We start from the raw sequence: 25,818 nt of genomic DNA on the forward strand, positions 1-25,818 counted from the left end.
AAGTGAAAGTGACAAAAACACTGAGCCTGAACAATTTTATTGTCAGGCTAGCGTCTTTAGGCGCAGTTTGGCAACAGGGGGTTATACCCCAAGAGCAAACCACCCGTTGGACGGGTGGTTATGATTTATTATAGGCAGGTAAGGCTGCCTTCATTGGAAATTTTCCAACGAAACTCAAGGGGAATCAGGTATGGCAATCTCTTATTGGATAAAATCCAATGAAAAAGCCAAGTATGCCGGATAAGGCGAAGGTTTTGTTAAAATGGTTGGATAATATCCAATCAGCGTCAATGAAAATGAGATTGGGCTGAATCTAATTGGAAATTTTCCAATCAACTCGTCAATTATCCAATCAAGCTGCCAGTAGAGAGGCAAAGTAATTAGATAGATTAATTAGGCATGGTAATCAATTCGGCTAAAAGGAATGACGTAAGGGGTTGACGAAACGGGAAAAAACAGCTATATTTACTTTAATGGATAAAAGCATAAAAGCGAACAAGCGTTCAAGCGCAATAGCGCTACTCCATGTGAACTTATTAATGTTAATAAATTGGCTATCCCCACTAGGGGTATATTCCGTTAAGATGAAAGGATGGATGAATCATGATCGTTATTACTTCGAATCAAACGCCCGAGGAGCGCGTTCAGGAAATTATCGCCGTTATTGAAAAGGAAGGACTGCAAACTCATGTATCCCGCGGCAAGGACCGGACGGTCATCGGATTGATCGGCGCAATCGAGCCAAAGCTGGCTGAGCATTTACGTCAGATGAAAGATGTTGAGAACGTCATTAAGATTTCAAAATCTTACAAACTGGCCAGTCGCGATTTTCATCCGGAGAACACTGTCATCTCGATCGGCGACGTCAACATCGGCGGCGGCGACCTGGTCGTTATGGGCGGACCGTGCGCTGTGGAATCTCCTGAGCAAATCGACGAGATCGCCAGCTTGGTGAAGGCCGCCGGAGGTCAAGTGCTGCGCGGCGGTGCCTTTAAACCGCGTACTGGGCCTTATAGCTTCCAGGGCGTCGGGGTAGAAGGGCTCGTTATGATGGCGGAAGCGGGCAAGAAACATGGACTTCTGACCATTACGGAAGTGATGACGCCGGAATATGTGGATGTCTGTGCCGAATATGCCGATATTCTTCAGGTCGGTACCCGCAATATGCAAAACTTCGATTTGCTTCGCAAGCTTGGTACTTGCGGCAAGCCAGTGCTGCTTAAGCGAGGCTTCAGCGCGACGTATGACGAGTTTTTGAATGCGGCTGAATACATTTTGGCCGGCGGCAATCCGAATGTCATGCTGTGCGAGCGCGGAATCCGCACCTTCGAGACATATACACGTAATACGCTTGATTTGTCCGCTATTCCGGTTCTTCAAAGTCTGAGTCATCTGCCGGTCATTTCTGATCCGAGTCACGGAACGGGACGCAGGGAACTGGTTGAGCCTATGACAAAAGCGTCTGTTGCTGCCGGTGCGGATGGACTTATCATCGAGATGCATACCGATCCGGACAACTCTATGACAGGGGACGGCGTGCAGTCTCTGTTCCCGGACCAATTTGCAGCGTTGCTGCGGGATTTGGAGAAGCTGGCACCATTGGTAGGCAAGCGTTTTGATACCCTAAAAGAAGCAGTGCAAATTTAACCGGAAATAAGCGTTTTACTATCCTATAAAAGCTCTCCCGCATATTGAAGCGGGAGGGCTTTTATACTTTTTGTCGATTAGTTTGTACTCAATGTCATAAAACCTAACATCTGATATAAAAATACCTTACATGGCTATTGACGGCTTTCCCCGTGCGGTTTTATAATGACGACAGAATAAACAAAAAGGGTGAACATTAGAACGGATTTATCGGCATAATGTTCGTGATTGGGAGGAATTTGTATGTCAGCAGAGTTGGTATTAAGAACAATTCAGGAAAAGCAAATTGAGTGGGTCGATTTTCGTTTTGTTGACTTATCCGGTCGCGCACACCACATCACTCTTCCGGCTAAAGAGGTCGATGAGGATACTTTCGTAAACGGGGTCGCTTTTGACGGTTCTTCGATTCCGGGGTTCCGTGGGATTGAAGAGTCCGATATGGTCATGATGCCGGACCATGGCGCAGTATATGTGGATCCGTTTACCTCGCATCCGACACTGAATGTATTTTGCGACATTTTTACGCCGGATGGGGAAAGATATGAAAGAGATCCTCGCAGCATCGCAGTCCGGGCTGAAGAATACCTGAACGCGAGCGGTGTCGGTACTGCGGCTTTCTTCGCACCGGAGTCCGAATTTTTTATTTTCGACGATGTACGGTATGAGAGCGGAATGAACAAAACTTTTTACTCGGTTGATTCGGAGGAAGCACTCTGGAATACGGGACGTACGGAAGAAGGGGGAAACCTCGGTTATAAAATTCCGGTCAAGGGCGGTTATGTTCCGGTAGCGCCGGCTGATAAGCAGCAGGATATTCGCAGCGAAATGTGCCGGCTTCTTGAAGAGGCGGGCATTCGCGTAGAGCGTCACCACCATGAAGTGGCTACCGCCGGTCAAGCTGAAATCAACTTCCGTTTCGATACTTTGTTGAAAACGGCTGACAATTTGATGGTCTACAAATATATCGTGCACAACACGGCCATCCAGTTCGGCAAAACAGCAACCTTCATGCCGAAACCGCTCTTTGGCGATAACGGCTCCGGAATGCATGTTCACCAATCTATCTTTAACGGCGACACACCTCTCTTTTACGAAAAAGGCGCCTATGCCAACTTGAGCGAAACGGCGCTGCATTATATCGGCGGTATCCTGCACCATGCGCCGGCATTGATCGCGTTTACGAATCCGAGTACGAACTCGTTTAAACGTCTGGTTCCGGGTTACGAAGCTCCGGTCAACCTGGTCTATTCGAAGGGTAACCGTTCGGCTGCCGTACGTATTCCGGTTGCGGCTGTAACGCCTAAAGGCTGCCGGATCGAATTCCGTACTCCGGATTCGACGGCGAACCCGTACCTCGCTTTTTCGGCGATGTTGATGGCGGGCCTTGACGGAATCAAACGCAAAATCGATCCGACCAAAGAAGGCTACGGACCGTTCGACAAGAACATCTACGAACTGTCGGATGAAGAAAAGGCGGGTATCCGCAGTGTTCCCGGTTCACTCGACGAAGCGCTGAGCGCTCTGGAATCCGATTATGAATTCCTGACGGAAGGCGGCGTATTTACTAAAGCATTCATCGATAATTTCATCGATTTAAAACGGGCGGAAGCCAGATCGGTAGCTATCCGTGTTCATCCTTACGAATTCGGGCTTTATTACGATCTGTAAACCGGTTAGAATCAAAAAAGCGATTGGACCAGGGGGATTTCACCCCTCAGTCCAATCGCTTTTTTGCCGATCATAATAAAAAGCCGCCCGGATAAACACTCGGCGGCCTTTTATTAAAGCTGTACTTTTAATTTATTCCCGCAGGACTCCCGGATGACAAGCTCCGGCTCCACAACCACGTTGCTGGTTACGGACTGTGTATTCATCAGATCAAACAATAAAGAGGCGGCAAGTCTGCCGATCTTATCTTTATTTTGCCTTATGGTGGACAAGGCAGGGCTTGTGTATTTACAAGCTTCGATGTCGTCGCAACCGATGATAGCGACGTCTTCGGGAACGCGGAATCCATGTTCCTTCAATGCCCGCATGGCACCGATGGCAATGAGGTCGGAAGCGGCAAAGATGGCCCGAGGCAGGCTGCCGGATTCGATCATTTTATTAATAGCCTCATAACCGCTCTCTTCGAAAAAGTTCTCTCCATTCACGAACCAGTTATCGAAAACGGGAAGCCCGAAACTTTCGATGGCGTCCTTGTACCCTTTCTCCCGCATATTCGAAATATCCGATTCCAGTGTGCTTCCGATGTATCCCAGCTCCCGATATCCCTGGAGGTAGAAATGTTCAACTACCTTATAAGACATTTTGTAATTGTCGGACATAATATAACCGGAGCTTTTACCCTTCAGTTCGATATCGACGCCAATGCATGGAATTTCGCTGTGGTCCAGCTCGCTGATCGACGGTTCCACTTGCTGCCCTGTAACAATGATGCACCCGTCGACTTGAAAGTGTCGGCAACGGGCCAAATAATCACCGTCAACAGCATGAGATTTTTCGTTGGAGAAGAACAGGAGGTCATAGCCCAGAAAGCCCATTTGTTTCTTAAAGGAGTTAAGCACCTCAACAAAGAACGGGTGGGTAAAGTCGATATTCAGTTTACCGGCAAAGATCACTCCGATCAGACTGGATTTCTTGGTGGCCAGTGTTTTCGCTGAGTTGGAAGGGACATACCCTGTCTGTTTCATGATTTCGTGAACTTTCGCTTTGGTTTCTTCGGAAATGTCACTATAGTTGTTAATGATTTTGGATACGGTAGATACTGAAACTCCCGCCATTTCCGCAATCGTTTTTATATTGACCGACAAAAATTTTGCCCCCTCTCTTGAAAGAGAATCAAATCGGGTTATTCTTGTTGCGAAATAGGTTTCGAAACTCTTTTCGTAATTTAAGTTTACAGGCTACCTTTAAGCAAGTCAATTAAAAAACGATGTTTATATTCCTTAAGGGGAGAACTATATCTGTTGATGGGATAAGGATTGAAGCGCTATCTTTCCCGAAAGGACAAGCGGTCTTAAGCAGGATGAAACCAGTTACAAAAAATATCTTTACAAACGTTTGGAATGATGCAATAATGTGTTTTGACGAAACCGCTTTCGGAGAAAAACGAGGATTTGCGAATAAACAGCACAGTTTTAACGAAAATTTTCGTAGATTAATCGCAAACCACGCCCGAAAGAGCAGTCAATTTAAATTACCAAATTAGGGGGTAACAACATGGTAAAGAGAATTTCAGCCTTGGTACTGGCAGGCGCTCTGACACTCAGCCTTGCTGCATGTGGCGGCAATAACGACAAAGCAGCACCTTCCAATGAAGGCGGAAGCAAATCATCCGGTGAGAAGAAAGTCGTGAAAATTCTCCACTGGAAGCAAGAAAACATTAATAAAGCTATGGAAGAAATCAACGCTGATTTCGAAAAGAAATATCCGGAATATAAAGTCGAATACACGACTACAGGTCCGGATGACGAATATAAGCAAGCACAGAGAGCTAGAATCACAGCTAACGATGTAGACGTTCTGGCCGACTTGTCGGGCATGAGACTTTCGCCGCAAGACTGGACACCAGGCGCGAAAACTCCGGATTGGCAGCAATGGATCGATTCCGGCCTGATCGCTGATCTTTCGGGTCAAGAGCTGGTGAAGAACTGGAACGCGAACGATATCGAAAAAGCCGGTACATATAATGGCAAGGTTTATGCCGTTCCTACCGGTAAAGTGGCCATGTCGGGTCTGTTCTACAACAAACAGATTTTCGAAGACAACGGTTTGAAAGTGCCTACAACCTGGTCTGAATTCCTTAAGCTTTGCGAGGATTTGAAGGCTAAAGGAATCACTCCGATCGGGGTGGCCGGTAAGGACGTATGGCCTTTGAAACTGCCGGTATTTGCGCTTCAAGCGAAAATCCTGGGCGGCGGCGACCAACAAAAATGGATCGAAGGCGTTTGGAAGGGCGAAACAGCGTTCAATGACGCTGAAGCCGTTGAAGTGCTCGACAAAATGAAAACGATCCAAGACAACTACATGATCGACGGGTTCATGGGAATCGACTACGCTTCCGCTCCTGCGATCTTTGCTACAGGTAAAGTAGCTATGCTCGCTGACGGATCGTGGGATGCTCCTACAATCGCTACGGCTAACCCGGATCTGAAATTCGGATACTTCCCGGTTCCGGCTACTGAAGATGCTGCGAAAAACGCTTCTTTCGTAGGAAAATACGATGTAACCTGGTATGTTGCTGAGAAAGGTCCGAACAAAGAAGGCGGACTCAAATGGCTGGAATTCTTCTCGCAGCCTGAAAACTACACTAAATTCGTCAAAGCGGCAGGCTTTATTCCTACCCAAGACAATATTTCCACGGACAGCGAGTTTATCGATAACGAACTGACTCCTTACCTGGGCGATTTTGAATTGGCTTACGAAATCATGATGATCAACCGCGAAAACGTGGGCGAACATCTTGCTGCAGAAGGCGTGCATACTGAATACCTGGCACCAGGCGGACAATTTAAGACCGCTAAAGAATTGGCTGATGTGCAACAAAAAGAATGGGAAGCAGCAGCTCCAAGATAACTTAGAGAGACAATTATAAAGAACATACTGCCCTCGGGGTCTGCGTAGGCAGACCCCGATCATTTATTTGATTTGGACCTGCGAGGTGAGAGAGATGTATCCATTTGGCAAAGGCTTTGCAAGATATATACCGTTTTTATTACTGCTGATCCCTATGGGATTGTACCTTGTCTTTTATTTTGGACCCTCCGTAATGACCGTGATTTATTCCTTTACCGACGTAAAAAACATCCCCGGCAGTTCCATGAAATTTGTCGGCCTGGAAAATTATTATGATCTATTTTACTCCGGAAACTCTGGAGAACGCTGGCGCTCCATTATTAATACATTAATCTTCATGTTTATCGTAACCATTGTTCAGAACGGAGTCGCCTTGTTCATTGCCGTACTGATTAACCAACGGCTTCGCGGCGACTATTTCTACCGTGCTGTCTTCTTCTTGCCGGTCGTACTGGGTGTAGCTGTCGTTGCTCTGATCTGGAGCATGATGTTCGACCCGATGAGCGGTCCGGTAAATATGCTGTACGAGTGGCTGTTCGGATATAAAGATATGTTTTTTGCCAGCTTTACGCATGCGTTCGGATACATTATTTTCGTGCAAATCTGGATGTACATGGGCTACTCCATGCTGATCTTCCTGGCTGGCTTGCAGTCGGTGCCGAAGGATTTGTATGAAGCCGGTTATATCGACGGCACGAACAAATGGCAATCTTTCCGTCACATTACTTTCCCGTTGATCGCTCCTTCCTTTACCGTGAACATGCTGCTTTCGATTATCGGCGCGATGTCCACGTTCGATATCATTCTGGCTACGACGGATGGACGATTTAACACAAGAACGATGGCTTATGACGTTTATAAAGAAACCTTCCGAGGCAGCCTTGAGATGGGACTTCCATCCGCATTGTCTGTCGTTCAGTTCCTGATCATTCTCGTCTTCGTCGTTGTTGCGGTGAGACAGACGCGTAAGAGAGAGGTGGAATATTAATCATGAAAAATTCCAAATCGTTTACAGTCCTGTCCTACGCTGTCATTGCTATATTGCTGGTTTTATATGTGGTACCGCTGATTCTCGTACTCAATGTTTCCATTAAATCCTACCCCGAATATTTGATGAATCCGATCGGTCTCGTCAAAGAAATCCAGTGGAGCAATTACGCTACCGCATGGACAGAGGGGAATTTTGCTAACTATTTCCTGAACAGCGTGATCTATACCGGGGTGGCAACCGTGTTGACCATCATTGTGTCTGTTATGGGCGCTTTCCCGGTAGCCCGCGGTTATGTCAAATGGGCCGGGTTCATCTATTTGTTCTTCCTGTTGTCCCAATTTCTGCCGAACCCGATGGTTGCCCAGTATAAGCTCATGTTATCGATGCGCGAAAGTCTGGACATGTTCGGCTATGACACCAAGCTGGGATATATCATTCTCAAAACGTCAGGTACCGGCGTCGTCTTCATGATGTTCGTCGGTTATATCAAATCGATCAGCCGGGAACTGGATGAAGCGGCCGGGATGGACGGATCTGGTTATCTTCGTTATTTGTTCCAAATGATTCTGCCGCTGATGAAACCGGTTATCGCTACCGGCGTTATTTTGACGGCTATCGGAATCTGGAATGACTTTGTCGGCCCGATCATGTATCTGCCAAGTAAAGTCAACTATCCAATCACTTTCGGTCTGAAGGAATTCAAAGGTCAATACGGCAACAACTGGCCGCTCTTGGCCTGCGGTATTACCATTGTGGCAGCCCCGTTAATCGTGCTGTATACCTTCATTCAAAAATATCTCGTGGACGGAGCGCTTGCGGGAGCGGTTAAATCCTGAAGTTGTTCCACGGAACAGAATCCCGCATACCTTCGTAGAGCGGGATTCATTTTTGCCTGAAACAGGAGTCCGGCCGATATGGACGGATTTAATGTTTACGATATCCAAGGGAGAGGGAGAATCACATGAAGAGCAAAAAGTGGGAGTTTCTAGGTAGTCAGGGCCAATTTAAGCTGGAGCAGCCGGAAAAAAGCAGTTTTTTGTATTTTCCGCTGGTCAACGAAGCGGGAATGATGTCCGCGATCACGCCTAATTTACACGGAGAAATGACCTCCGGCCACAATTCGTTTTTGATGGAGCCGGTATCGGTGCTGGATCTTCATAATTCCAAAGCTTCAAGAAACTTTTGGGTGTACCTGGAGGGAAGCGGTGCCTGGTCCGTGAGTGGGAATTCGGCCAAGCAAAATGCTGCGTTATTCTCCGGTAGCGAAGAGAAGAGCGAACTTGAGGGAGGCTTTCTTTGGCATAAAGTTACCCGGGAGCATGCAGCTGCCGGCTTGCGGGCCGAAACGGTCAATTTTGTGCCTGTTACGGACGACAAAATCGAACTTATGAAAGTGAAGCTGACCAATACAGGAACATCCCCGCTTCGGCTAACTCCGACTGCGGCGATTCCGATCTATGGGCGGTCGGCGGATGACCTCCGCGATCACCGTCATGTTACTTCCTTGCTGCATCGCACCTTCACTTCGCAACACGGTGTCGAAGTCCAGCCGGCGCTTTCTTTTGACGAGCGGGGACATCGCGTCAATAAGATGACTTACGGCGTGTTCGGCGCCGGTGCAAGCGGAGAGGTCCCTGTAGGCTTCTTCCCGGAAACCGAAGGCTTTACGGGTGAGGGCGGTGCCCTAGATTGGCCGGAAGCCGTAGTAGCAAACCTGGAACCGGCTGTAAAGGCCGGAGCCGAGCTCGAAGGCTTTGAAGCGACCGGGGCTCTTCGTTTCGAAGAGGTTACCCTTGCTCCGGGGCAAGCTGTGTCCTATGTTATCGCGATGATCATCGCCGATGACCGGATCGATCAGGAGCGGATTGCCGCCGACTATTTGTCGGAAGCGCGTTTCGATGAACTGCTTGGTCAGAATGAAGCCTATTGGCAGGCCAAGCTGGATACGGTTACCTTCCATACCGGCGATAAAGAGCAGGATATGTGGATGAAATGGGTAACCCTTCAGCCGATTTTGCGGCGTCTCTACGGCAACTCCTTCCTCCCTTACCATGACTATGGCCGTGGGGGAAGAGGCTGGCGCGATTTGTGGCAGGATTGCCTGGCCCTTATGGTCATGGAGCCTGCGGAGGTCCGGAACTTGCTGCTTAACAACTATGCGGGTGTCCGGATGGATGGCAGCAACGCGACCATTATCGGATCGAAACCCGGCGAGTTCGTAGCGGACCGCAACAACATTCCTCGCGTCTGGATGGATCATGGGGCTTGGCCGCTGCTGACGACGCTGCTGTACATTCATCAAAGCGGGGACTTGGAGCTGCTGCTTCAACCGCAGACCTATTTCCGCGACGTATTCGTCAAACGCTGCAAGGAACGTGATTTGACGTGGACTCCGGAGCAAGGAAACAAGCTGCTGACCGGGGACGGGAAAGTCTATGAAGGAACGATCCTGGAGCATATCCTGCTGCAAAATGTGACTCCGTTCTTCCATGTTGGAGAACACGGCAACATCCTGCTGGAGGGCGCCGATTGGAACGACGGCCTTGACTTGGCGCCGAACCGCGGCGAAAGCGTGGCGTTTACGGCTTTCTATGCGAGCAATCTGCTTGAGCTTTCTGAGCTGTTGCTAGAGATGAATGAGAAGACCGGCCAGGATTCCGTGGAGATCGCCGAAGAAATGGCGGTTCTGTTCGACACCTTATGTAATCCGGTAGCTTACGACAGCATTGCGGATAAACGGGCTTTGCTGCAGCGTTATTACGATTCCATTGTTCCTTCTGTTTCCGGAGCGAAGGTGAAGCTGGATATCCGTCAGGTCGCTGAAGACTTGAAGCGTAAGGGCGAATGGGCGATGGAGCATCTGCGCCGGAACGAATGGATCAAGAACAAGGAAGGCCATGAATGGTTTAACGGGTACTATAACGATCATGCCGAGCGGGTAGAGGGAGACCAGCCTGGCGGGGTACGGATGACATTGACGGGCCAAGTGTTCACGATCATGGGCGGCGTCGCCACTGAAGAACAGATCGGTAAAATATCCTCCGCCGTGAACCGTTATTTGAAAGACGACAAGATCGGATACCGTTTGAATTCCCGGTTTGGTGGTATTCAGCAGGATCTGGGACGGGCGTTTGGCTTCGCCTTCGGACATAAGGAGAACGGCGCAATGTTCAGTCATATGACCGTGATGTATGCGAACGCATTGTATAAGCGCGGTTTTGTGAAGGAGGGCTTCGACGTCCTGGACTCCATATACAAACTGTCCGCCGACTTTGAGCAAAGCCGCATGTATCCGGGAATCCCGGAGTATATCAACGAAAAAGGACGCGGCATGTACACGTATCTGACCGGATCGGCCAGTTGGCTGCTGCTGACCCAGTTGACGGAAGTGTTCGGGGTCAAGGGCTATTACGGCGATTTGCAGTTGGAGCCGAAATTGATGAAACCGCAGTTTGACGTGGACGGTAAAGCTTCCGTTGAGACGTTGTTTGCCGGACGTATGCTGCGTCTCGTTTATTGTAATCCTCAAGGAGCCGATTACGGAGCATATCGCATTCAATCCGTTACCTTGAACGGGGAGTCGCTTCCTTTCGTCGTTTCGGGAGAAGGCTGCCTGATTCAACGGAGCGCGATCGAAAAGCTTTCGGAAGACGGATTGCATGAGCTTGAAATTGTATTGGGGCAATAAAGCCCGTTAGTGATTTTGGGAGGCATTTCAGCAATGGCTTATCAACTTAAGAATGAACAACTGGTGATTGAAATCGCTGAGCCCGGAGATTATCGGGGATCCCGTTTTGATTGGAACGGATTTATTACGGACGTTACATTACTCGATGGAAATCACTCATACTGCGTTCCCGAAAGCCTGGTGCCCGGTCAGGGCACCGGAGGCGCGGGCCTGTGCAATGAGTTCGGAATTAAGGAACCGATCGGCTACGAGGACGCGCCAGTAGGTGGAGCGTTTCCCAAACTCGGCGTCGGGCTGCTAACCCGGCCGGATGACCGGGAATATGACTTCTCGCGAGCGTATCCGATCAAACCTTTTGCTACTGAAATCGAAATGGAAGGCACCCGGAAAATTACGTTTCGGATAACTCCGGAAGATTGCCGTGGATACGCGGTTGCCGTTACCAAATCGGTTTCGATAGACGAAAATCGGCTTACGGTACAGTATCTGCTTCACAATACAGGGACGAAGCCTATCCTTACCGAGGAATATTGTCATAATTTCTTTGGAATCGACGGTTATCCGATAGGTCCGAATTACGTATTGAAGTTTCCGTTTGAATTGTTTCCCTGGGCGGATGAAGAGGAAACGCTTGCCGGCCTGATCTTTGGCAAGGGAGATGCCGGCGAAGTTCGCTGGGACCATACGCCAAAAGACCCGTTTTATTTCCGCCTTCCGGGTTTCGATGGAAATAAATACCCTTGGATCTGGGAACTGCTGCACCACCCGAGTGGAGCAGGCGTCCGTGAAATCAGCAGATTCCATGTTTCGGCTGCGGCGGTTTGGGGAATCGGCCATGTCGTATCCCCGGAAATGTTTATTGAAGTGAAACTGGCTCCCGGCGAACAAAAGACCTGGTCGAGAGTATATGAATTTTTCACGAAACCGGACTAGGTCCTTTGACGGGATGAAGCGTTAATGTGTCAATTCTGCAAACTGCGGGTTTTGACGAAATATCAGCTTGCTGGAAAAAAGAATAGTTGCTATGATAATCCTTATCTAAAACTTCGAACCATATTAGACAATGAGGAGAAAGGATGGGGGAGCAATGAGCAAGAGAGCTTACAACTTTAACGCAGGACCGGCGGCCCTGCCACTTGCTGTGCTGGAACGCGCGCAAGCGGAATTTGTCGATTTTAAAGGTACCGGAATGTCCATTATGGAGATGTCGCACCGCGGCAAGGTATATGAAGAGGTTCATAATGAAGCCTCAAGCCGCTTGCTGAACCTGTTGGGGAATCCGGAGGGATACAAGGTATTGTTCCTGCAAGGCGGAGCTACGACGCAATTCGCTATGCTTCCGATGAACCTTTTGACGGAAGGCAAAACGGCCGGCTACGTGAAGACGGGAAGCTGGGCGAACAAGGCGCTCAAGGAAGCCAAGCTGATCGGGGACACTTTTGTCGCAGCTTCTTCGGAAGAAGATAAATATATGTCGGTACCGGATCTCAGCAAGCTGAACCTTCCTGAGAACGCAGCTTACCTGCATGTTACTTCCAATGAAACGATCGAAGGAACTCAATTCCAAAGCTTCCCGGATACCGGAAGCGTGCCTTTGATTGCGGATATGTCGAGCGATATTTTGTGCCGTCCTTTTGATTTGACCCAGTTCGGCGTCGTTTATGCCGGCGCACAGAAGAATCTGGGACCATCCGGCGTAACGGTGGTAATCGCCCGCGAGGAGCTTCTTCAGAACTCCCCTAAGCACTTGCCTAGCTATTTCCGTTACGATACCCATGCCGAGAATAACTCGCTTTATAACACGCCGCCATCCTTCTCGATTTATATGGTGAACGAAGTGTTGAAATGGATCGAAGAGCAGGGTTCCCTGGCAGGAATCGAGCAGAAGAACAAGGACAAAGCGAATCTTCTGTACCAGGCGATCGATGGCAGCGGCGGATTCTACCGCGGATGCGCGAATGCGGCAGACCGTTCGATCATGAACGTGACCTTCCGTCTTGCTTCCGAGGAGCTGGAGAAGCAGTTCATCAAGCAATCGGAACTGGAAGGTTTCGTAGGCCTGAAGGGTCACCGCAGCGTCGGCGGGCTTCGTGCCTCCATTTATAACGCAGTGCCTTATGACAGCGTCAAAGCACTCGTTGACTTCATGACCGAGTTTCAAAAAGCGAACGGATAACAATTAATTAAGCAAGCTTGAAGCGGCAGCGGAGGACAATCCTCCGGCTGCCGTTTTTGTTGGCGCTTAGCTTCAGACCATTCTTTTTGATGCGGCTTTTCCGGATAAACTGTTATAATAAAGAGATTGAGTTCAAAAAAGACATATAGAGGTGTTGATCAACATGGCATTGCATATTGTACTCGTGGAGCCGGAGATTCCGGCGAATACCGGGAATATTGCGAGAACCTGCGCGGCAACCGGCATTCACTTGCATCTGGTGCGGCCTCTCGGTTTTCGAACTGATGACGCTACGTTAAAAAGGGCGGGACTTGATTACTGGTACGCCGTAAATATCGAATATCACGATTCGTTTGCCGAGGTAGAAGAGAAATACAGCGGCAGCCGGTTTTTCTTCGCTACAACTAAAGCCAAGAAGCGTTACACGGATTTCGAATACCAAGATGGAGATTTCTTTGTGTTCGGCAAAGAAACCAAGGGGCTCGCGCCTGAAATTTTGGAGGCCCACCCTGAGACGGTGATGCGGATGCCGATGACCGACAAGGTCCGCTCGCTCAATTTATCGAATTCCGCGGCGATTATCGTTTACGAAGCGCTGCGGCAGCTGGATTTTCCGGGGATGGAATAACGGGAAATTGCGAGGAATAGCGGTATATAAATTGTGGAGGTACTGAACATGTCTCAACTTAGAACAGAAAAAGAAAAAATGCTCGGGGGCGAGTGGTATGACGCCAGCGATGCGGAGCTGGTCGCTGAACGGTTAAAGGCCCGCCAACTGACCCGCCAATACAATCAGACGCTTGAGGATGAAAGAGAGCAGAGAACGGCCATTCTGAAGGAACTATTCGGATCTACCGGGGAGCATATTTATATTGAACCGACATTCCGGTGCGACTATGGATCGAATATTTACGTCGGGGACCAATTTTACGCCAACTTTGATTGCGTGATACTGGATGTTTGCGAAGTGCGGATCGGGGACTTTTGTTTCATGGCGCCGGGTGTTCATATCTATACGGCGGCGCATCCTTTGAATCCGAACGAGCGGAACTCCGGGGCCGAATTCGGGAAGCCGGTGACCATCGGCAATAACGTCTGGATTGGCGGCCGTGCTGTTATTGTGCCGGGCGTCACGATCGGCGATAACGTAGTCATCGCGGCGGGGGCGGTAGTCACGAAGGATGTACCTGATAATGCGGTTGTCGGCGGGAATCCTGCGAAAATAATTAAATACGTTGAGATTTAGCGAATCAGCAGGAATCCTGAAAAAAATAGCGAATTATAAAATAGGAATAGGTATTTGGTTCTATTTTACATAATATTTTTTCAGGAGAGGTGTACGTTTTATGAAACCTGCTGGTGTGGTCCGCAAAGTGGACCAGCTGGGAAGAATTGTCTTGCCCAAATCGCTGCGAAAGAGATATCAGATGAACGAGGGGGATCCTGTAGAAATTTTAGTGCAGGGTGACCACATCATTTTAGAGAGATATCGCCCAAAATGTGTGTTCTGCGGTTCCATGGAACAAGTAAGCGACTTCAAGGAACGTTCCATTTGCCATCAGTGTCTGCTGGAAATGAACCGGTTGTCCTAACCCGTTCGGAGTGGCGAGCTGCCTGGCGGTTACGCGGGGAGACTTGCCTGCGATGCGGTCTGAAATAAATAAGCCTCCCCAGAAGGGGAAGCTCATTTATTTACAGGCCTTTTGTTTTGTCATCATTGTAGGATGAAGTCAGAATGCCGCACAGGAACATGGCCAGCACCACAGTAATAATCCAAAATGTTAGCGAAAAACTCATAGCGGAACACCTCCACGTTATACTCCTGCTCCTATTATACCCATCTCTCCATTAAAAATAAATCAAATTATGATCTATTTCATAGACAAAATAAAAGAGTCTCGTGATTAACTATTTAAAAAACAGAAAATGCGTTGGAACCGGACGGAGCTGCCCGTCGGAAGGCTTGTTGACGACCCGGCCGTTCACGATCAGGGAAGAGGAACCTCCGCCATCCAGGTTATATGCGTCCTGAACGCCAAGCTTGAACAACTTGTCCTGTAACTCGGGCAGCGTGGCGCCGGAGCTTCCGTTCTCATCCCTGCCGTCGATGACGAGGATCAGAAGCTGATCATCCTTGTAGTTGCCGATGACCGTGCGGGGAGCCCGTAGCGGCGAAGTCTTCCATTTTTGCGGAATGGTCGTTTTCACGCCGTTATTCAGCAAAATCGGGACAAAGGACGCACCGAACGAAGGCTGCAGCTTGTCCAAATCGGCTTTGCTTTTATACTTTCCTCCGATCAGCTTGCCGGATTTGCTGAGACCTACAAAGAATAAATCCTTAAAGGTCGGTTCGAATCCGGTCAAATACTCCCCGTTTAATACGGTAGTGCTAAGCGGGTATCTCTTCCCTTGCGAATCTGCAAATCCTCCGGCATTGATCCCGGCTACGGCTCCATGCCGCTGAACAGCCCGGAGCGTCGTTTCCGCACCGCCCAGCTTGTCCTTGCCTAGCGACATTTTCATCGCATCCGGCGATTTCAGCTTCACCTTCATGGCGTAGCCTTTATAAGTGCCCGGATTGACTTTATACAATTCGATCCGGATTTTATCGCTTTGTATTGTCTGGAAAGGCGTACCCAGCTTAACGGTAATTCTTTTGTTATAAATGGCCTCCGGACGGTTAGCCGATTGTTGAGCCGTCTCTACGATCGTTGACATAGTGGAAGTCGTTTTATGATAGAGTTCGGCTGTTTCCTTGATGGAGGAGGCCGTCAGTTTGGCCGCTCCTTCGGCTGCATCCAGCTTTTGGGCGATTTGCCCGGTAACCTGGGGAATTTCCGAATCCGGTGCAAAGCTTACTTTGTCCCGGTTCAGATCGATATTGGCTCCTCCGATGAACAGCGCAATTAACAGTCCCAAGAGGGGACCGGTCGCCAACAGAAAAAAACGGTTGATTTGTTTGGTCGGTGTTATCATTTCAGCAAATCCATCTTCTTTTGCAGCTCGGCCAGCTGTTTTTTGACTTCGCTTAATTGAGTGTAGAGCTTGTTGCTATTGTCCGTTTTATCGGTGGTGTTGTCCTTCGTGAATTCCAGGAGCTCATTAAATGTCTCCACTTTGCTTTGCAAATTGTTTACTTCGGTACTAAGCACGGATAGCTGGGCCGTATAGTCGGCTTTGAGTTCCTCGGTCTTGGCTTGCCAATTGGCATCCAGCTGCTGCATCATGGATTCCTTCAAATGATTGCTGTATAAGTAAGCGGAAGCGCCTCCCGCACCTATTAACAAAATCCAGATCAAAACGATAAGTTTGGCGGATGGCTTGCGTGACGTTCTTCTGGTGCGAGAGGGCTCGGTTGCGAGTTCGGTATTGTATGACATGTGATCACCTCTGGGTCTTTATTTCCAGACTACATTCTATCATGTGGTTTCTATTATCGCAAAATACACTAGATTCTGACAAAGCGGCGTAAATTTAACTTCGGAAAGTGAATTGCGATCATAATTTGTCCTCGGGTACAATCGCCTTAAAGTTGAATAACGGGGGGCGATGACATGGAGCTATGGCTCGCAGAGATGATTCGCAGCTTGCCGGCAGGCCTGAAAAATGAGGTTGAAGGTTATTTAGATGAAGGAACGTTTATTTCTTTAGCCGGGCAGGTAACGGTCGGGGAAGGAAGCGACACCGAAAACGGAATCGAGCTGAAAGGACGGGCAGGAAAGGAGGCTATTCAGGATTTGCTGAAACAACCGGCATGGAAGGAGACGGAGTGGCGGGTCCATGAGAACGGAAACTATGTAACTTTCGTCCTGCCTCCCGGATTACATGCGGAGTCGTTGTTAAAGGCTTCGTTGCTTAAGGGCGCGGCATTTTGGCCGGGCTCGGTCCTAGAAAAGAATGAGGGGAAGGACGGCCCTGCCATAGAGCTGGTCCGTGATCCCGAGGTCTTTACCGTTGTTTTTGGAGGACATGACGCCTCGGCGATCCGCACGGGGCTGGACCGGATCGCCGAGGCGTTGTCGGAGTTTACCGCACGTTTCGAGTGTTGAAACCGGTGCTCGTTCTCCGGGATATCGCGAATTTATTATTCATGCGGGGATCTGTCATCAGCCGTCGGCGCAGCCTGGTGCCATCCGTCGACCACGCCCTGATAGAGCGCAATTCCTTGCTCGCCTTCGGGCGTCAGGACATAGCGGCCGCGCGCGACCCGGCGGAACCAGCCATAGTAGTTCCGCTGAAGGAATGCGGCGGCGTTGCCGATGCCGCTCCGGTCGCGGACCTCGCGCGGCGCCATCTCTCCGCCTGCCTGAAGGGCTAGGGCGACTCGTAGCGCCTTTTCGCGGTAGGCGGTGACCAGCTTCGTTCCGTTGCTGCCGCCGACATTGTAATCTCCGCTGCGTTCGTTGAACTCGTAAAGCAGCTTGGAGGCCCGTGCCTTGATCACTTTGGGTGATGGCACGATGACTTTATCGCCCGGGGAGCAGAGAATCTCCACAAAGGGCGGCTTTGTTTTATAGCGCGTTACGGTGATCAGGCCTAGACCCAGCCTGCGGCAAAGGATCGTAATTTCGTTCCAGCGCTGATTGTGGGCCCCGCGTTTGGCGCGGTTGCGTTCCACGGCGAGATAGACGTCGCTGCTTAGCTTTTGTCTTTCCAGCCCTTGCAGCAGCAGGTGGAGATTGAATGTCTTTTTCATTTCCACGATGAGAGGCTGCTCGCTGTACGGCGAAATTCCAACCAGATCGCAGTGTCGAACCTCGCTTTTGACACTGTAGCCCCGCTCCTCGAAAAATGCCTTAAGCGGCGCATACAATTCCGTCTCATGCTGTACTGCCATCACGATCTTCCTTTTCAAGAAAATTTGCTTACCAAAAAATTATATCATATCCGAAGGTCAACTTATCCGCTCCCTCCGCATAGGTATGTAATACACTTTTTCCAAAAAGCGCGGCGATGTAACGCCGCATTCACACCCGGTGTAAAGAGCCGACGGGACAAAGAGCAAGGCATGAGCCCAGCGTTTCAGCCAGGATCACTAACGGGGGAATCAGAACACACCAAGCGGAGTACAGGAGGTACCGAATATGGATATTTTTGAACGTATAGCGGCATACCGGGCGGAGAGCGATTCGCTTGTCTGGAACGGAACATTCAAGCAATATATCGAATTGCTCGCCACAGACCCTGCGCCTGCCATGACAGCCCATGCCCGGGTATATGAAATGATCGAATCTTATGGCGTAGAAGAAGTGAACGGCCGGAAAAGGTATAAGTTCTTTGAACAGGAAATTTTCGGGCTCGATCGTGCGGTGGAGAAGCTGGTGGAGGAATATTTTCATTCGGCGGCAAGACGACTGGATGTTAGGAAGCGGATCCTGCTGCTAATGGGGCCGGTCAGCGGCGGCAAATCGACACTGGTGACGCTGCTAAAAAGAGGATTGGAGAAGTTCTCGCGTACCGACAAAGGGGCTGTCTATGCCATAGCGGGCTGCCCGATGCATGAAGACCCGCTACATTTGGTGCCTCATGAGCTGCGGTCCGAGGTGGAAAAGGCGCTTGGCGTGCGGATTGAAGGTAATCTTTGCCCGGTATGCCAGATGAGATTGAAGACGGAATATGACGGGGACATTGAACAGGTTGCTGTTGAGAGAGTGCTATTGTCGGAAGATGGCCGGGTCGGTATCGGCACGTTCAGTCCTTCGGATCCGAAATCACAGGATATCGCGGACTTGACGGGAAGTATTGATTTTTCCACTATTACGGAATATGGTTCGGAATCGGACCCCAGAGCTTATCGTTTTGACGGGGAGCTTAACAAAGCGAACCGCGGTTTAATGGAATTTCAGGAAATGCTGAAATGCGACGAAAAATTCCTCTGGAACTTGCTGTCCCTAACCCAGGAAGGCAATTTTAAAGCGGGGAGATTTGCGCTCATAAGCGCGGATGAGCTAATCATTGCTCACACTAACGAATCGGAGTATAAAGCGTTTATTGCCAACAAAAAAAATGAGGCTTTGCAGTCACGGATGATTGTAATGCCGATTCCATACAACCTCAAAGTGTCCCAGGAGGAGAAAATTTACGCCAAGCTGATCGGACAGAGCGATATGAGCCATGTGCACATTGCCCCGCACGCCCTGCGTTCCGCGGCTATTTTTTCTATACTTACACGGCTCAAGGAGACCAAGAAGCAGGGCATCGATCTCGTCAAGAAGATGCGGCTGTATGACGGTGAGGAAGTTGAAGGCTACAAGGATGCCGATTTGAAGGAGCTGCAGAACGAATATTTGGAAGAGGGCATGTCCGGGGTGGATCCGAGATATGTCATCAACCGGATTTCGAGCGCGCTGATCAAGCAGGATCTGCATTGCATGGGAGCGCTGGATATCCTCCGCGCCATCAAGGACGGCCTGGATCAGCATGCTTCCATCACGAAAGAGGAGCGGGAGCGCTACCTCAATTTCATCAGCATCGCCCGCAAAGAGTATGATGAGCTCGCTAAGAAAGAAGTGCAGAAAGCGTTTGTGTATTCTTTTGAAGAGTCGGCCAGAACCTTGTTCGAGAATTATCTCGACAATATTGAAGCGTTCTGCAATTGGACCAAGATTCGCGATCCTCTGACCGATGAGGAGATGGACCCGGACGAAAGACTGATGCGCTCGATCGAGGAGCAAATCGGCATCTCGGAGAATGCCAAAAAAGCGTTCCGCGAGGAAATTCTGATTCGGATCTCCGCTTATTCCCGCAAGGGCAGAAAGTTTGAATACAATCATCATGACCGGCTGCGCGAGGCGATCGAAAAGAAGCTGTTCGCGGACCTCAAGGATATCGTGAAAATCACGACCTCCACCAAAACGCCGGATGAAAACCAGTTGAAACGCATCAACGAGGTCAGCAAGCGGTTGATTGACGAGCACGGCTACTGCCCGGTCTGCGCCAATGAATTGCTTCGATATGTGGGAAGTTTGCTCAACCGTTAATCTAATGGAGTACTATGAGAGTGAGAGCCTGACGACGCTTTTTGTCGCCGGGCTTTATTTATTTGACTATAGATGTGGAATCGGGGAAATCGAAATTGGTTAAGTTATGAGGGATAAGATCGTTCACACTAAGGAGGAAATCTGTTCATGGCAAATATAAACCTGGCAGTTATCTATTACAGCTCGACGGGAACCAACCATCAATTAGCGAGTTGGGCAGCAGAAGGGGCAAAGGCGGCGGGGGCCGAAGTGAAACTGTTGAAGGTCGAGGAATTGGCGCCGGAAGCCGCGATCAACAGTAATCCAGCCTGGAAGGCGCATGTGGAATCTACCAAGGATGTCCCGGTTGCTACATTGGACGATCTGGTTTGGGCGGACGGAATTATTTTCAGCGTGCCGACCCGCTTCGGGAACGTCCCTTCCCAGATGAAGCAGTTCCTGGACACGACCGGCGGTCTGTGGGCTCAAGGAAAGCTCGTCAACAAAGTGGTCAGCGCCATGTCCAGCGCAAGCAACCTGCATGGCGGACAAGAGGCCACCATCTTGTCGCTATATACGACAATGTATCACTGGGGCGCGATCATTGCTGCACCGGGTTATTCGGACCCGGTTACCTTCGCATCCGGCGGAAATCCCTACGGGATGAGCGCCACAGTAGGCCAGGACGGCAAGATTCAGGAGAATCTTCGCGACGGCGTAATCTACCAGGCCAAACGCACCGTGGCCGTGGCGGAGTGGGTGAAGAACGGGAAGTCGCAGTAAGAAGTAACTGATGTTGGTAAAGGGCTAAGGTACGAAGGAGCCAAAGTCCAAAGTGCATAATGAGTAATAAAGCGTCACGGAGCCAAAGTGTCGAGGTGCTAAGTGAATTCAACGTGCTAGGGCGCCACAATGGGCCAAAGTGACAAGTGATGATAGATTGGTGATTGAATTAACTGTATAACCTACATCTAATTTTCTGGAATTCCCGGTTTGATGTGAAATAACAGTAAAACCTACCGTTAATTTAGCCGGAATGTGGTGATTTCGCCGAAAAGGGTGAATTTAGCGGTATGTTTTACATCTAATTAATCTAAAACGGCTAAGTTGATAAAATTAACTGTAGAATTCGCAGTTAATTTAACGGCAGCAAGAGATATAGCTCTTTCTTAAGTCAAGGGAAAGCCACAATGGATCAAGTGTCAGGATAGGAACGCCGAATCCACAAAAAAAGAAGCAGTCGTTTCGCCTCTTTAAGCGAATCGCCTGCTTCTTTGTCAGCATTCATCCAAACGTTCTTTAAATGAAGGTAAGGTGATAGAGTTATAGAATTATAAAATCTTCCGATAATGCTTCTCCCCGTCATAACTAAACAGCGCGGTTTTGCCCTCCACGACAGTTTCCAGGTGGACCGGTCTGCCCCAAAGCCGGAATACGTAGGGGAGCGTACGCTCCAAATACTTTAAATCCAGCTCGATTCCTTCATACTGATGCTTCAGCAGCAGTTCTCCGTTCCGCTGGTGGTCGCCATCCTTGACGACGATATAAGGCGAGCCGCCGTTGACGCGGGAGGCGACTAACTGGTCGCGGATGTTCTCCCACGATTTGTCGGTAATTTTCCATTCCGGGCCCTGCTTCTTGAAAATATACAGGTCCAGATCCCGCACCAGTTCTTTCGTTAAATAACTGCGCAGGAACGAGAGATCGGAGTCGAGCTCGCGCACCTCGAATATTTTCTCCCTGCCTTTGCCGGGTTCCCGACCGAATCTCTTCATTTCTTCTTCCGTCGGTCGATCCCAGCGACGTTCGATATCCTCAAATATCTTAAGCCCGAGATAGTACGGGTTCAGGCTTTGCCGGGACGGCTGAACGACCGAGGCGTTCAGTTTGGCGAATTCGATCGTTTCGTCGCTTGTTAAGTCCAGTTCGCGCAAGATCCGTTGATGCCAATAGGAAGCCCAGCCTTCGTTCATGATCTTCGTCTCCATCTGCGGCCAGAAATACAGCATTTCCTCGCGCAGCATGCTCATGATGTCACGCTGCCAATCCTCCAGCGTTTCGCTGTATTCCTGGATGAACCAGACGATGTCCTTTTCCGGCTCCGGCGGGAAGAAACTCACGGCATCGGGTTTTGTCTTTTTCGACCCGCCCGACTCCGCCGCCGGCTCATCCAATGCCCATAAATCGTCGTAGGCGCTTCGTCCGGAAGCATCATTCCGGCTGCGGCTTTCCTTCGCTCGACGGAGCTTTTCTTCCGTCTGTCTGCGCTTGTCGTACCGCATCGGCTTGATCAACTGCGGGTCCACATGCTCCTGAATTCCGAGTACGGAATCGATGAACGATTCCACGGTTGCTGCGCCATATTCCAGCTCATATTGGCTGATCCGTTCCGCAGTCGCTGACATGCTCTCCACCATATCCCGGTTCGTATTGCTAAAGCGCATATTGTTTTTGAAGAAATCGCAGTGGGCGAGTACATGCGCAACGATCAGCTTGTTCTGGATCAGGGAATTGCCTTCCAATAGGAACGCGTAGCAGGGATTCGAATTAATGACGAGCTCATAGATTTTGCTGAGACCGAAGTCGTATTGCATCTTCATTTTATTGAACATTTTTCCGAAGCTCCAGTGAGAGAACCTGGTGGGCATCCCGTAAGCCCCGAATGTGTATATGATGTCGGCCGGGCAAATTTCGTAGCGCATCGGATAATAATCGAGCCCGAAACCGTCGGCGATTTCCATTATTTCCGCGATCGCGTATTCCAGTGCAGAGAGTTCCTTTGTCACGACTGGACCCCCTTTTCCCGTTTATGGAAAAAGCGCTTCAAAGCGCTGAACACTTCCCCTTTTTCCTTAATGACATAGTACAAGAACCGGTCCTGCTTCAAGTTCCGGTAAGCCGACATTAACGTGCTGCCCCGATTGTATTGGTTCACTTCGCCGTAACCGAACATATTGCTGCGTTTGAGCAGTTCCCCGATCAGCCGGGTGCACCGCTCATTATCCGAAGTAAGGTTATCTCCGTCCGAGAAGTGGAAGGGATATATATTGTAGCTGGAGGGAGAGTAACGCTCATCGATGATTTCCAGCGCTTTTTGATAGACAGAGGAACAGATCGTGCCTCCGCTTTCCCCGCGGGTGAAGAAGTCCTGCTCGCTGACCTCTTTAGCCTCTGTATGGTGGGCGAGAAAAATAATCTCCACCTTCTCATACTGCCGCCGCAAAAACCGCGTCATCCAGAAAAAGAAACTGCGAGCGCAGTATTTTTCAAAAGCCCCCATACTTCCACTTGTATCCATCATGGCGATAATGACCGCATTGGATTTCGGAATACGCACGTCCTCCCAGGTTTTATAGCGGAGATCGTCCGGTGAAATGCCATGGATGCCCGGTACGCCCGTGGTGGCGTTGCGCCGGAGATTTTCCAGGATGGTACGCTTCTTATCGATGTTGGACATCAGTCCTTTTTTACGGATATCGTTGAAACGGAAGGAGACCGTCTCCATTTCTTCCTTATCCTTGTCTTCGATAAAAGGAAGCTCAAGCTCATCGAACAGCAGATCCTCCAGATCCTCGATGCTGATCTCCGCCTCCACATAATCGGTTCCGGCTTGATCCCCGGCTTTTCCCCCTTTGCCCGGTTCCTTGGGACTGTCCTGCGCGAGCACATCGCCTACTTCGCTGTCCCCGTCTCCCTGACCGACATGCTTTTGCTTTTGAAAATTATGAATAAACCGGTATTCCTCCAAATTGCGGAGGGGGACCTTAATGATCTGTTTACCGTCCGACATGATGATATTCTCTTCAGTGACCAGGTCCGGAAGGTTCTGCTTAATGACTTCCCGCACCTTTTCCTGGTGGCGCTGCTGATCCTGATAGCCTTTGCGGTGCAGCGACCAGTCCTCTTTCGACACTACGAAGTTTCCTTTGTTCGGATCAAATGACGACAATGATAAGCACCTCCCCAATTGGCTTGCTTGAACGGCGAGAGTAGTTGTAAATAAAGTATATTCACGGGGACTCGTGATATGTGAGAAGGCATGGGGCGGAAATCCATAAAAGGGTGCCGGAAGTAGTATATTTGCAAATAGTTTGTTGAAAATAGGGATATAATCCCATGCGCGTTTTCCTGATACGTGAAAAATATGGTTGGGAACTGGGTGAGTGGGTATGGTATTAGAAGAAACGACCGCCAAAGGAGGGATTATATGGTTAAAAGAATGCAGCTGCCTCTTCAAACGTTAAGTCTGGTTGTTTCCTTTATGGCCTGGGTACTGATTTCCTCGTTGATTGCGTACATAGGGAGTGATATTCCGCTGACCTCGGGGGAAAAAGCCTGGACCACGGCGATACCCGTTATTCTAGGCTCCTTGCTGAGAATCCCGGCAGGCTTTCTGACCAACAGATATGGCTCCAGATGGATGTATACGATCAGTTTCTTCATTCTTCTGCTGCCGGTGTTTTATTTGAGCCGGGCCGATTCCTTTCTCGATCTGGCCATTAGCGGCTTTTTCCTGGGGATTGGTGGGGCTACCTTCTCGATCGGGGTTACTTCTCTGCCCAAATATTATCCGAAGGAAAAACAGGGGACCGTCAACGGGATATACGGGATAGGCAACCTGGGTACCGCCATTTCGACGTTCGGAGCGCCATTGCTGGCCGATGCCGTCGGCTGGAAGATGGCCGTAACCTGGTTCCTGGTCTTGCTGGTCCTTTTTGCCGCGCTGAATCTCTTGTTTGGCGACAGGAAGGAAGAAAGGACCCGCAGCTCTTGGATAAGCCAGTTCAAGCAGGTGTACCGGAATGAAAAATTGTGGTTTTTCAGCATTTTCTATTTTATTACCTTCGGCTCGTTTGTGGCCTTTACGATTTATCTTCCCGGCTTCCTTGTGAGCTATTTCGAGTTGGACAAGGTGGATGCCGGCCTCAGAACGGCAGGATTCATTGCACTTGCAACATTGCTTCGCCCCGCAGGCGGCGTGCTCTCGGATAAAACCAATCCATTTAAAGTTCTCATGTTCGTGTTTGCCGGTCTAACGGTATCGGGCGTGCTGTTGTCTTTCGGTCTGACTATGCCGTTGTTTACAGCAGGCTGTTTTGTCGTGGCTATCTGCGCCGGGATCGGGAATGGCGCCGTCTTCAAGCTGGTGCCACTGTACTTCTCCAAACAGGGCGGAATCGCAAGCGGGGTCGTGTCTGCGGCCGGCGGCCTTGGCGGCTTTTTTCCTCCGCTTCTATTGACCCTGCTGTTTAATTGGACGGGCCATTACGCGATCGGTTTTATGGCTTTGTCGGAGGCCTCGCTTGCCAGCTTCATTCTTGTTCTATGGGTATTCTTCAATAACAAACTGGAATTCGCGGCTGACATTATCAGGTCAACGGCGGATGCCATCATGGTGACCGATACGAAAGGCGTCATTCAATCCGTGAATGCGGCATTTACGCGGGTCACGGGGTATTCCAAGGAGGATGTCATCGGTAAAAATCCAAGCTTGTTAAGCTCCGGTTATCACGACAAAGCTTTTTATGATTCATTTTGGTCCACCCTGCAGGCGACCGGCAAATGGCAGGGCGAGATCGTCAACCGAAGGGCGAACGGGGATATTTACCGGGAATGGCTCTCCGTTACCGCACTGAAGGACGATCAGGACAGCGTAAAGCAATATGTTGCCATTTTCAGCGATTTATCGCAGGCCGACTCCGTGCTTCGATCGGATACAGAGGACGCGAATGCTAGCATTGGCAACCGAATTCCAAAACCAGGAGAAAGGAAGTGAGCG

Annotated in this window: 21 protein-coding genes; 15 read left to right on the plus strand and 6 right to left on the minus strand. The window is 49.7% G+C overall.

The features are described 5' to 3' along the window. Positions 1–603: 603 nt before the first annotated feature. On the plus strand, positions 604–1,647 hold the full coding sequence (gene aroF, locus KB559_RS22215) for a 3-deoxy-7-phosphoheptulonate synthase (protein ID WP_211025235.1): 1,044 nt from the start codon (positions 604–606) through the stop codon (positions 1,645–1,647). Between the two features lie 243 nt (positions 1,648–1,890). Continuing rightward, a complete protein-coding gene (gene glnA, locus KB559_RS22220; protein WP_211025237.1) occupies positions 1,891–3,315 on the plus strand; it encodes a type I glutamate--ammonia ligase in 1,425 nt (474 codons plus the stop codon). 113 nt (positions 3,316–3,428) lie between these two features. On the opposite strand, the gene KB559_RS22225 is transcribed toward glnA, so the two are convergent. Further along, entirely contained in the window at positions 3,429–4,430 is a 1,002-nt protein-coding gene (locus KB559_RS22225; protein WP_445323820.1) for a LacI family DNA-binding transcriptional regulator, read from the minus strand. A 439-nt stretch (positions 4,431–4,869) separates the two neighbouring features. Between KB559_RS22225 and KB559_RS22230 the strand changes: the two genes are divergently transcribed. The 9 genes from KB559_RS22230 (at position 4,870) to KB559_RS22270 (ending at position 14,672) form a co-directional block, all read left to right on the plus strand. After that, positions 4,870–6,225 (plus strand): ABC transporter substrate-binding protein, encoded by a 1,356-nt coding sequence (locus KB559_RS22230; RefSeq protein ID WP_211025241.1) that lies wholly within the window; start codon positions 4,870–4,872, stop codon positions 6,223–6,225. A 94-nt stretch (positions 6,226–6,319) separates the two neighbouring features. Continuing rightward, positions 6,320–7,213 carry a carbohydrate ABC transporter permease gene (locus tag KB559_RS22235; protein ID WP_211025243.1) on the plus strand — a complete coding sequence of 298 codons (894 nt, stop codon included), beginning with the start codon at positions 6,320–6,322 and terminating at the stop codon, positions 7,211–7,213. Between the two features lie 2 nt (positions 7,214–7,215). Beyond that, a complete protein-coding gene (locus tag KB559_RS22240) occupies positions 7,216–8,052 on the plus strand; it encodes a carbohydrate ABC transporter permease (protein WP_211025245.1) in 837 nt (278 codons plus the stop codon). Positions 8,053–8,177: 125 nt separating this feature from the next. Next, positions 8,178–10,904 carry a GH36-type glycosyl hydrolase domain-containing protein gene (locus KB559_RS22245; protein WP_211025247.1) on the plus strand — a complete coding sequence of 909 codons (2,727 nt, stop codon included), beginning with the start codon at positions 8,178–8,180 and terminating at the stop codon, positions 10,902–10,904. A 33-nt stretch (positions 10,905–10,937) separates the two neighbouring features. Beyond that, positions 10,938–11,837: a hypothetical protein gene (locus KB559_RS22250; RefSeq protein ID WP_211025249.1), complete on the plus strand. Its 900-nt coding sequence runs from the start codon at positions 10,938–10,940 to the stop codon at positions 11,835–11,837. A gap of 154 nt (positions 11,838–11,991) precedes the next feature. Further along, the gene (gene serC, locus KB559_RS22255; protein ID WP_211025251.1) at positions 11,992–13,080 is read left to right on the plus strand and encodes a 3-phosphoserine/phosphohydroxythreonine transaminase; all 1,089 of its coding nucleotides are present in this window, start codon (positions 11,992–11,994) and stop codon (positions 13,078–13,080) included. Between the two features lie 163 nt (positions 13,081–13,243). Continuing rightward, on the plus strand, positions 13,244–13,708 hold the full coding sequence (trmL, locus tag KB559_RS22260) for a tRNA (uridine(34)/cytosine(34)/5-carboxymethylaminomethyluridine(34)-2'-O)-methyltransferase TrmL (protein WP_211025253.1): 465 nt from the start codon (positions 13,244–13,246) through the stop codon (positions 13,706–13,708). Between the two features lie 48 nt (positions 13,709–13,756). After that, positions 13,757–14,326 carry a maltose acetyltransferase domain-containing protein gene (locus KB559_RS22265; RefSeq protein WP_211025255.1) on the plus strand — a complete coding sequence of 190 codons (570 nt, stop codon included), beginning with the start codon at positions 13,757–13,759 and terminating at the stop codon, positions 14,324–14,326. 100 nt (positions 14,327–14,426) lie between these two features. Beyond that, entirely contained in the window at positions 14,427–14,672 is a 246-nt protein-coding gene (locus KB559_RS22270) for an AbrB/MazE/SpoVT family DNA-binding domain-containing protein (RefSeq protein ID WP_211025257.1), read from the plus strand. A gap of 316 nt (positions 14,673–14,988) precedes the next feature. Here KB559_RS22270 and KB559_RS22275 read toward each other — a convergent pair whose 3' ends face one another. Together KB559_RS22275 and KB559_RS22280 are read right to left on the minus strand one after the other, a co-directional pair. Continuing rightward, positions 14,989–16,056 (minus strand): phosphodiester glycosidase family protein, encoded by a 1,068-nt coding sequence (locus KB559_RS22275; protein WP_211025260.1) that lies wholly within the window; start codon positions 16,054–16,056, stop codon positions 14,989–14,991. Then, the gene (locus KB559_RS22280) at positions 16,053–16,460 is read right to left on the minus strand and encodes a hypothetical protein (protein WP_211025262.1); all 408 of its coding nucleotides are present in this window, start codon (positions 16,458–16,460) and stop codon (positions 16,053–16,055) included. The genes KB559_RS22275 and KB559_RS22280 overlap by 4 nt, the downstream gene beginning before the upstream one ends. A gap of 174 nt (positions 16,461–16,634) precedes the next feature. Between KB559_RS22280 and KB559_RS22285 the strand changes: the two genes are divergently transcribed. After that, positions 16,635–17,129, plus strand: a complete 495-nt coding sequence (locus KB559_RS22285) for an aminotransferase-like domain-containing protein (RefSeq protein WP_211025264.1) — start codon at positions 16,635–16,637, stop codon at positions 17,127–17,129. Positions 17,130–17,164: 35 nt separating this feature from the next. On the opposite strand, the gene KB559_RS22290 is transcribed toward KB559_RS22285, so the two are convergent. Further along, positions 17,165–17,917: a DUF2161 domain-containing phosphodiesterase gene (locus tag KB559_RS22290; RefSeq protein WP_211025266.1), complete on the minus strand. Its 753-nt coding sequence runs from the start codon at positions 17,915–17,917 to the stop codon at positions 17,165–17,167. A 247-nt stretch (positions 17,918–18,164) separates the two neighbouring features. On the opposite strand from KB559_RS22290, the gene KB559_RS22295 reads away from it, so the two are divergent. Next, on the plus strand, positions 18,165–20,060 hold the full coding sequence (locus KB559_RS22295; protein WP_211025268.1) for a PrkA family serine protein kinase: 1,896 nt from the start codon (positions 18,165–18,167) through the stop codon (positions 20,058–20,060). A gap of 147 nt (positions 20,061–20,207) precedes the next feature. Beyond that, positions 20,208–20,822 (plus strand): NAD(P)H:quinone oxidoreductase, encoded by a 615-nt coding sequence (gene wrbA / locus KB559_RS22300; RefSeq protein WP_211025270.1) that lies wholly within the window; start codon positions 20,208–20,210, stop codon positions 20,820–20,822. Between the two features lie 548 nt (positions 20,823–21,370). Here the strand turns inward: wrbA and KB559_RS22305 are convergent. Both KB559_RS22305 and yhbH read right to left on the minus strand, forming a co-directional pair. Further along, positions 21,371–22,825: a SpoVR family protein gene (locus tag KB559_RS22305; RefSeq protein ID WP_211025271.1), complete on the minus strand. Its 1,455-nt coding sequence runs from the start codon at positions 22,823–22,825 to the stop codon at positions 21,371–21,373. Then, a complete protein-coding gene (gene yhbH, locus KB559_RS22310; RefSeq protein ID WP_211025273.1) occupies positions 22,822–23,988 on the minus strand; it encodes a sporulation protein YhbH in 1,167 nt (388 codons plus the stop codon). Before yhbH ends, KB559_RS22305 begins: the two co-directional genes overlap by 4 nt. 258 nt (positions 23,989–24,246) lie before the next feature. Here yhbH and KB559_RS22315 point away from each other — a divergent pair, with 258 nt between their 5' ends. Beyond that, a complete protein-coding gene (locus KB559_RS22315; RefSeq protein WP_211025276.1) occupies positions 24,247–25,815 on the plus strand; it encodes a nitrate/nitrite transporter in 1,569 nt (522 codons plus the stop codon). Positions 25,816–25,818 lie beyond the last annotated feature (3 nt).

This window comes from Paenibacillus sp. Marseille-P2973 (genome assembly GCF_018101095.1).
Lineage (GTDB): Bacteria > Bacillota > Bacilli > Paenibacillales > Paenibacillaceae > Fontibacillus > Fontibacillus vini.

Excerpts from the sequence above, each read along its gene's own strand:
- KB559_RS22240 (WP_211025245.1), top strand. The coding sequence starts at position 7,216 with ATGAAAAATTCCAAATCGTTTACAGTCCTGTCCTACGCTGTCATTGCT.
- KB559_RS22235 (WP_211025243.1), top strand. The coding sequence starts at position 6,320 with ATGTATCCATTTGGCAAAGGCTTTGCAAGATATATACCGTTTTTATTA.
- KB559_RS22275 (WP_211025260.1), bottom strand. The coding sequence starts at position 16,056 with ATGATAACACCGACCAAACAAATCAACCGTTTTTTTCTGTTGGCGACC.
- KB559_RS22270 (WP_211025257.1), top strand. The coding sequence starts at position 14,427 with ATGAAACCTGCTGGTGTGGTCCGCAAAGTGGACCAGCTGGGAAGAATT.
- serC (WP_211025251.1), top strand. The coding sequence starts at position 11,992 with ATGAGCAAGAGAGCTTACAACTTTAACGCAGGACCGGCGGCCCTGCCA.
- KB559_RS22265 (WP_211025255.1), top strand. The coding sequence starts at position 13,757 with ATGTCTCAACTTAGAACAGAAAAAGAAAAAATGCTCGGGGGCGAGTGG.
- KB559_RS22245 (WP_211025247.1), top strand. The coding sequence starts at position 8,178 with ATGAAGAGCAAAAAGTGGGAGTTTCTAGGTAGTCAGGGCCAATTTAAG.
- glnA (WP_211025237.1), top strand. The coding sequence starts at position 1,891 with ATGTCAGCAGAGTTGGTATTAAGAACAATTCAGGAAAAGCAAATTGAG.
- KB559_RS22315 (WP_211025276.1), top strand. The coding sequence starts at position 24,247 with ATGGTTAAAAGAATGCAGCTGCCTCTTCAAACGTTAAGTCTGGTTGTT.
- trmL (WP_211025253.1), top strand. The coding sequence starts at position 13,244 with ATGGCATTGCATATTGTACTCGTGGAGCCGGAGATTCCGGCGAATACC.
- KB559_RS22250 (WP_211025249.1), top strand. The coding sequence starts at position 10,938 with ATGGCTTATCAACTTAAGAATGAACAACTGGTGATTGAAATCGCTGAG.
- KB559_RS22280 (WP_211025262.1), bottom strand. The coding sequence starts at position 16,460 with ATGTCATACAATACCGAACTCGCAACCGAGCCCTCTCGCACCAGAAGA.
- KB559_RS22225 (WP_445323820.1), bottom strand. The coding sequence starts at position 4,430 with ATGGCGGGAGTTTCAGTATCTACCGTATCCAAAATCATTAACAACTAT.
- KB559_RS22295 (WP_211025268.1), top strand. The coding sequence starts at position 18,165 with ATGGATATTTTTGAACGTATAGCGGCATACCGGGCGGAGAGCGATTCG.
- aroF (WP_211025235.1), top strand. The coding sequence starts at position 604 with ATGATCGTTATTACTTCGAATCAAACGCCCGAGGAGCGCGTTCAGGAA.
- wrbA (WP_211025270.1), top strand. The coding sequence starts at position 20,208 with ATGGCAAATATAAACCTGGCAGTTATCTATTACAGCTCGACGGGAACC.
- KB559_RS22230 (WP_211025241.1), top strand. The coding sequence starts at position 4,870 with ATGGTAAAGAGAATTTCAGCCTTGGTACTGGCAGGCGCTCTGACACTC.
- KB559_RS22285 (WP_211025264.1), top strand. The coding sequence starts at position 16,635 with ATGGAGCTATGGCTCGCAGAGATGATTCGCAGCTTGCCGGCAGGCCTG.
- KB559_RS22290 (WP_211025266.1), bottom strand. The coding sequence starts at position 17,917 with ATGGCAGTACAGCATGAGACGGAATTGTATGCGCCGCTTAAGGCATTT.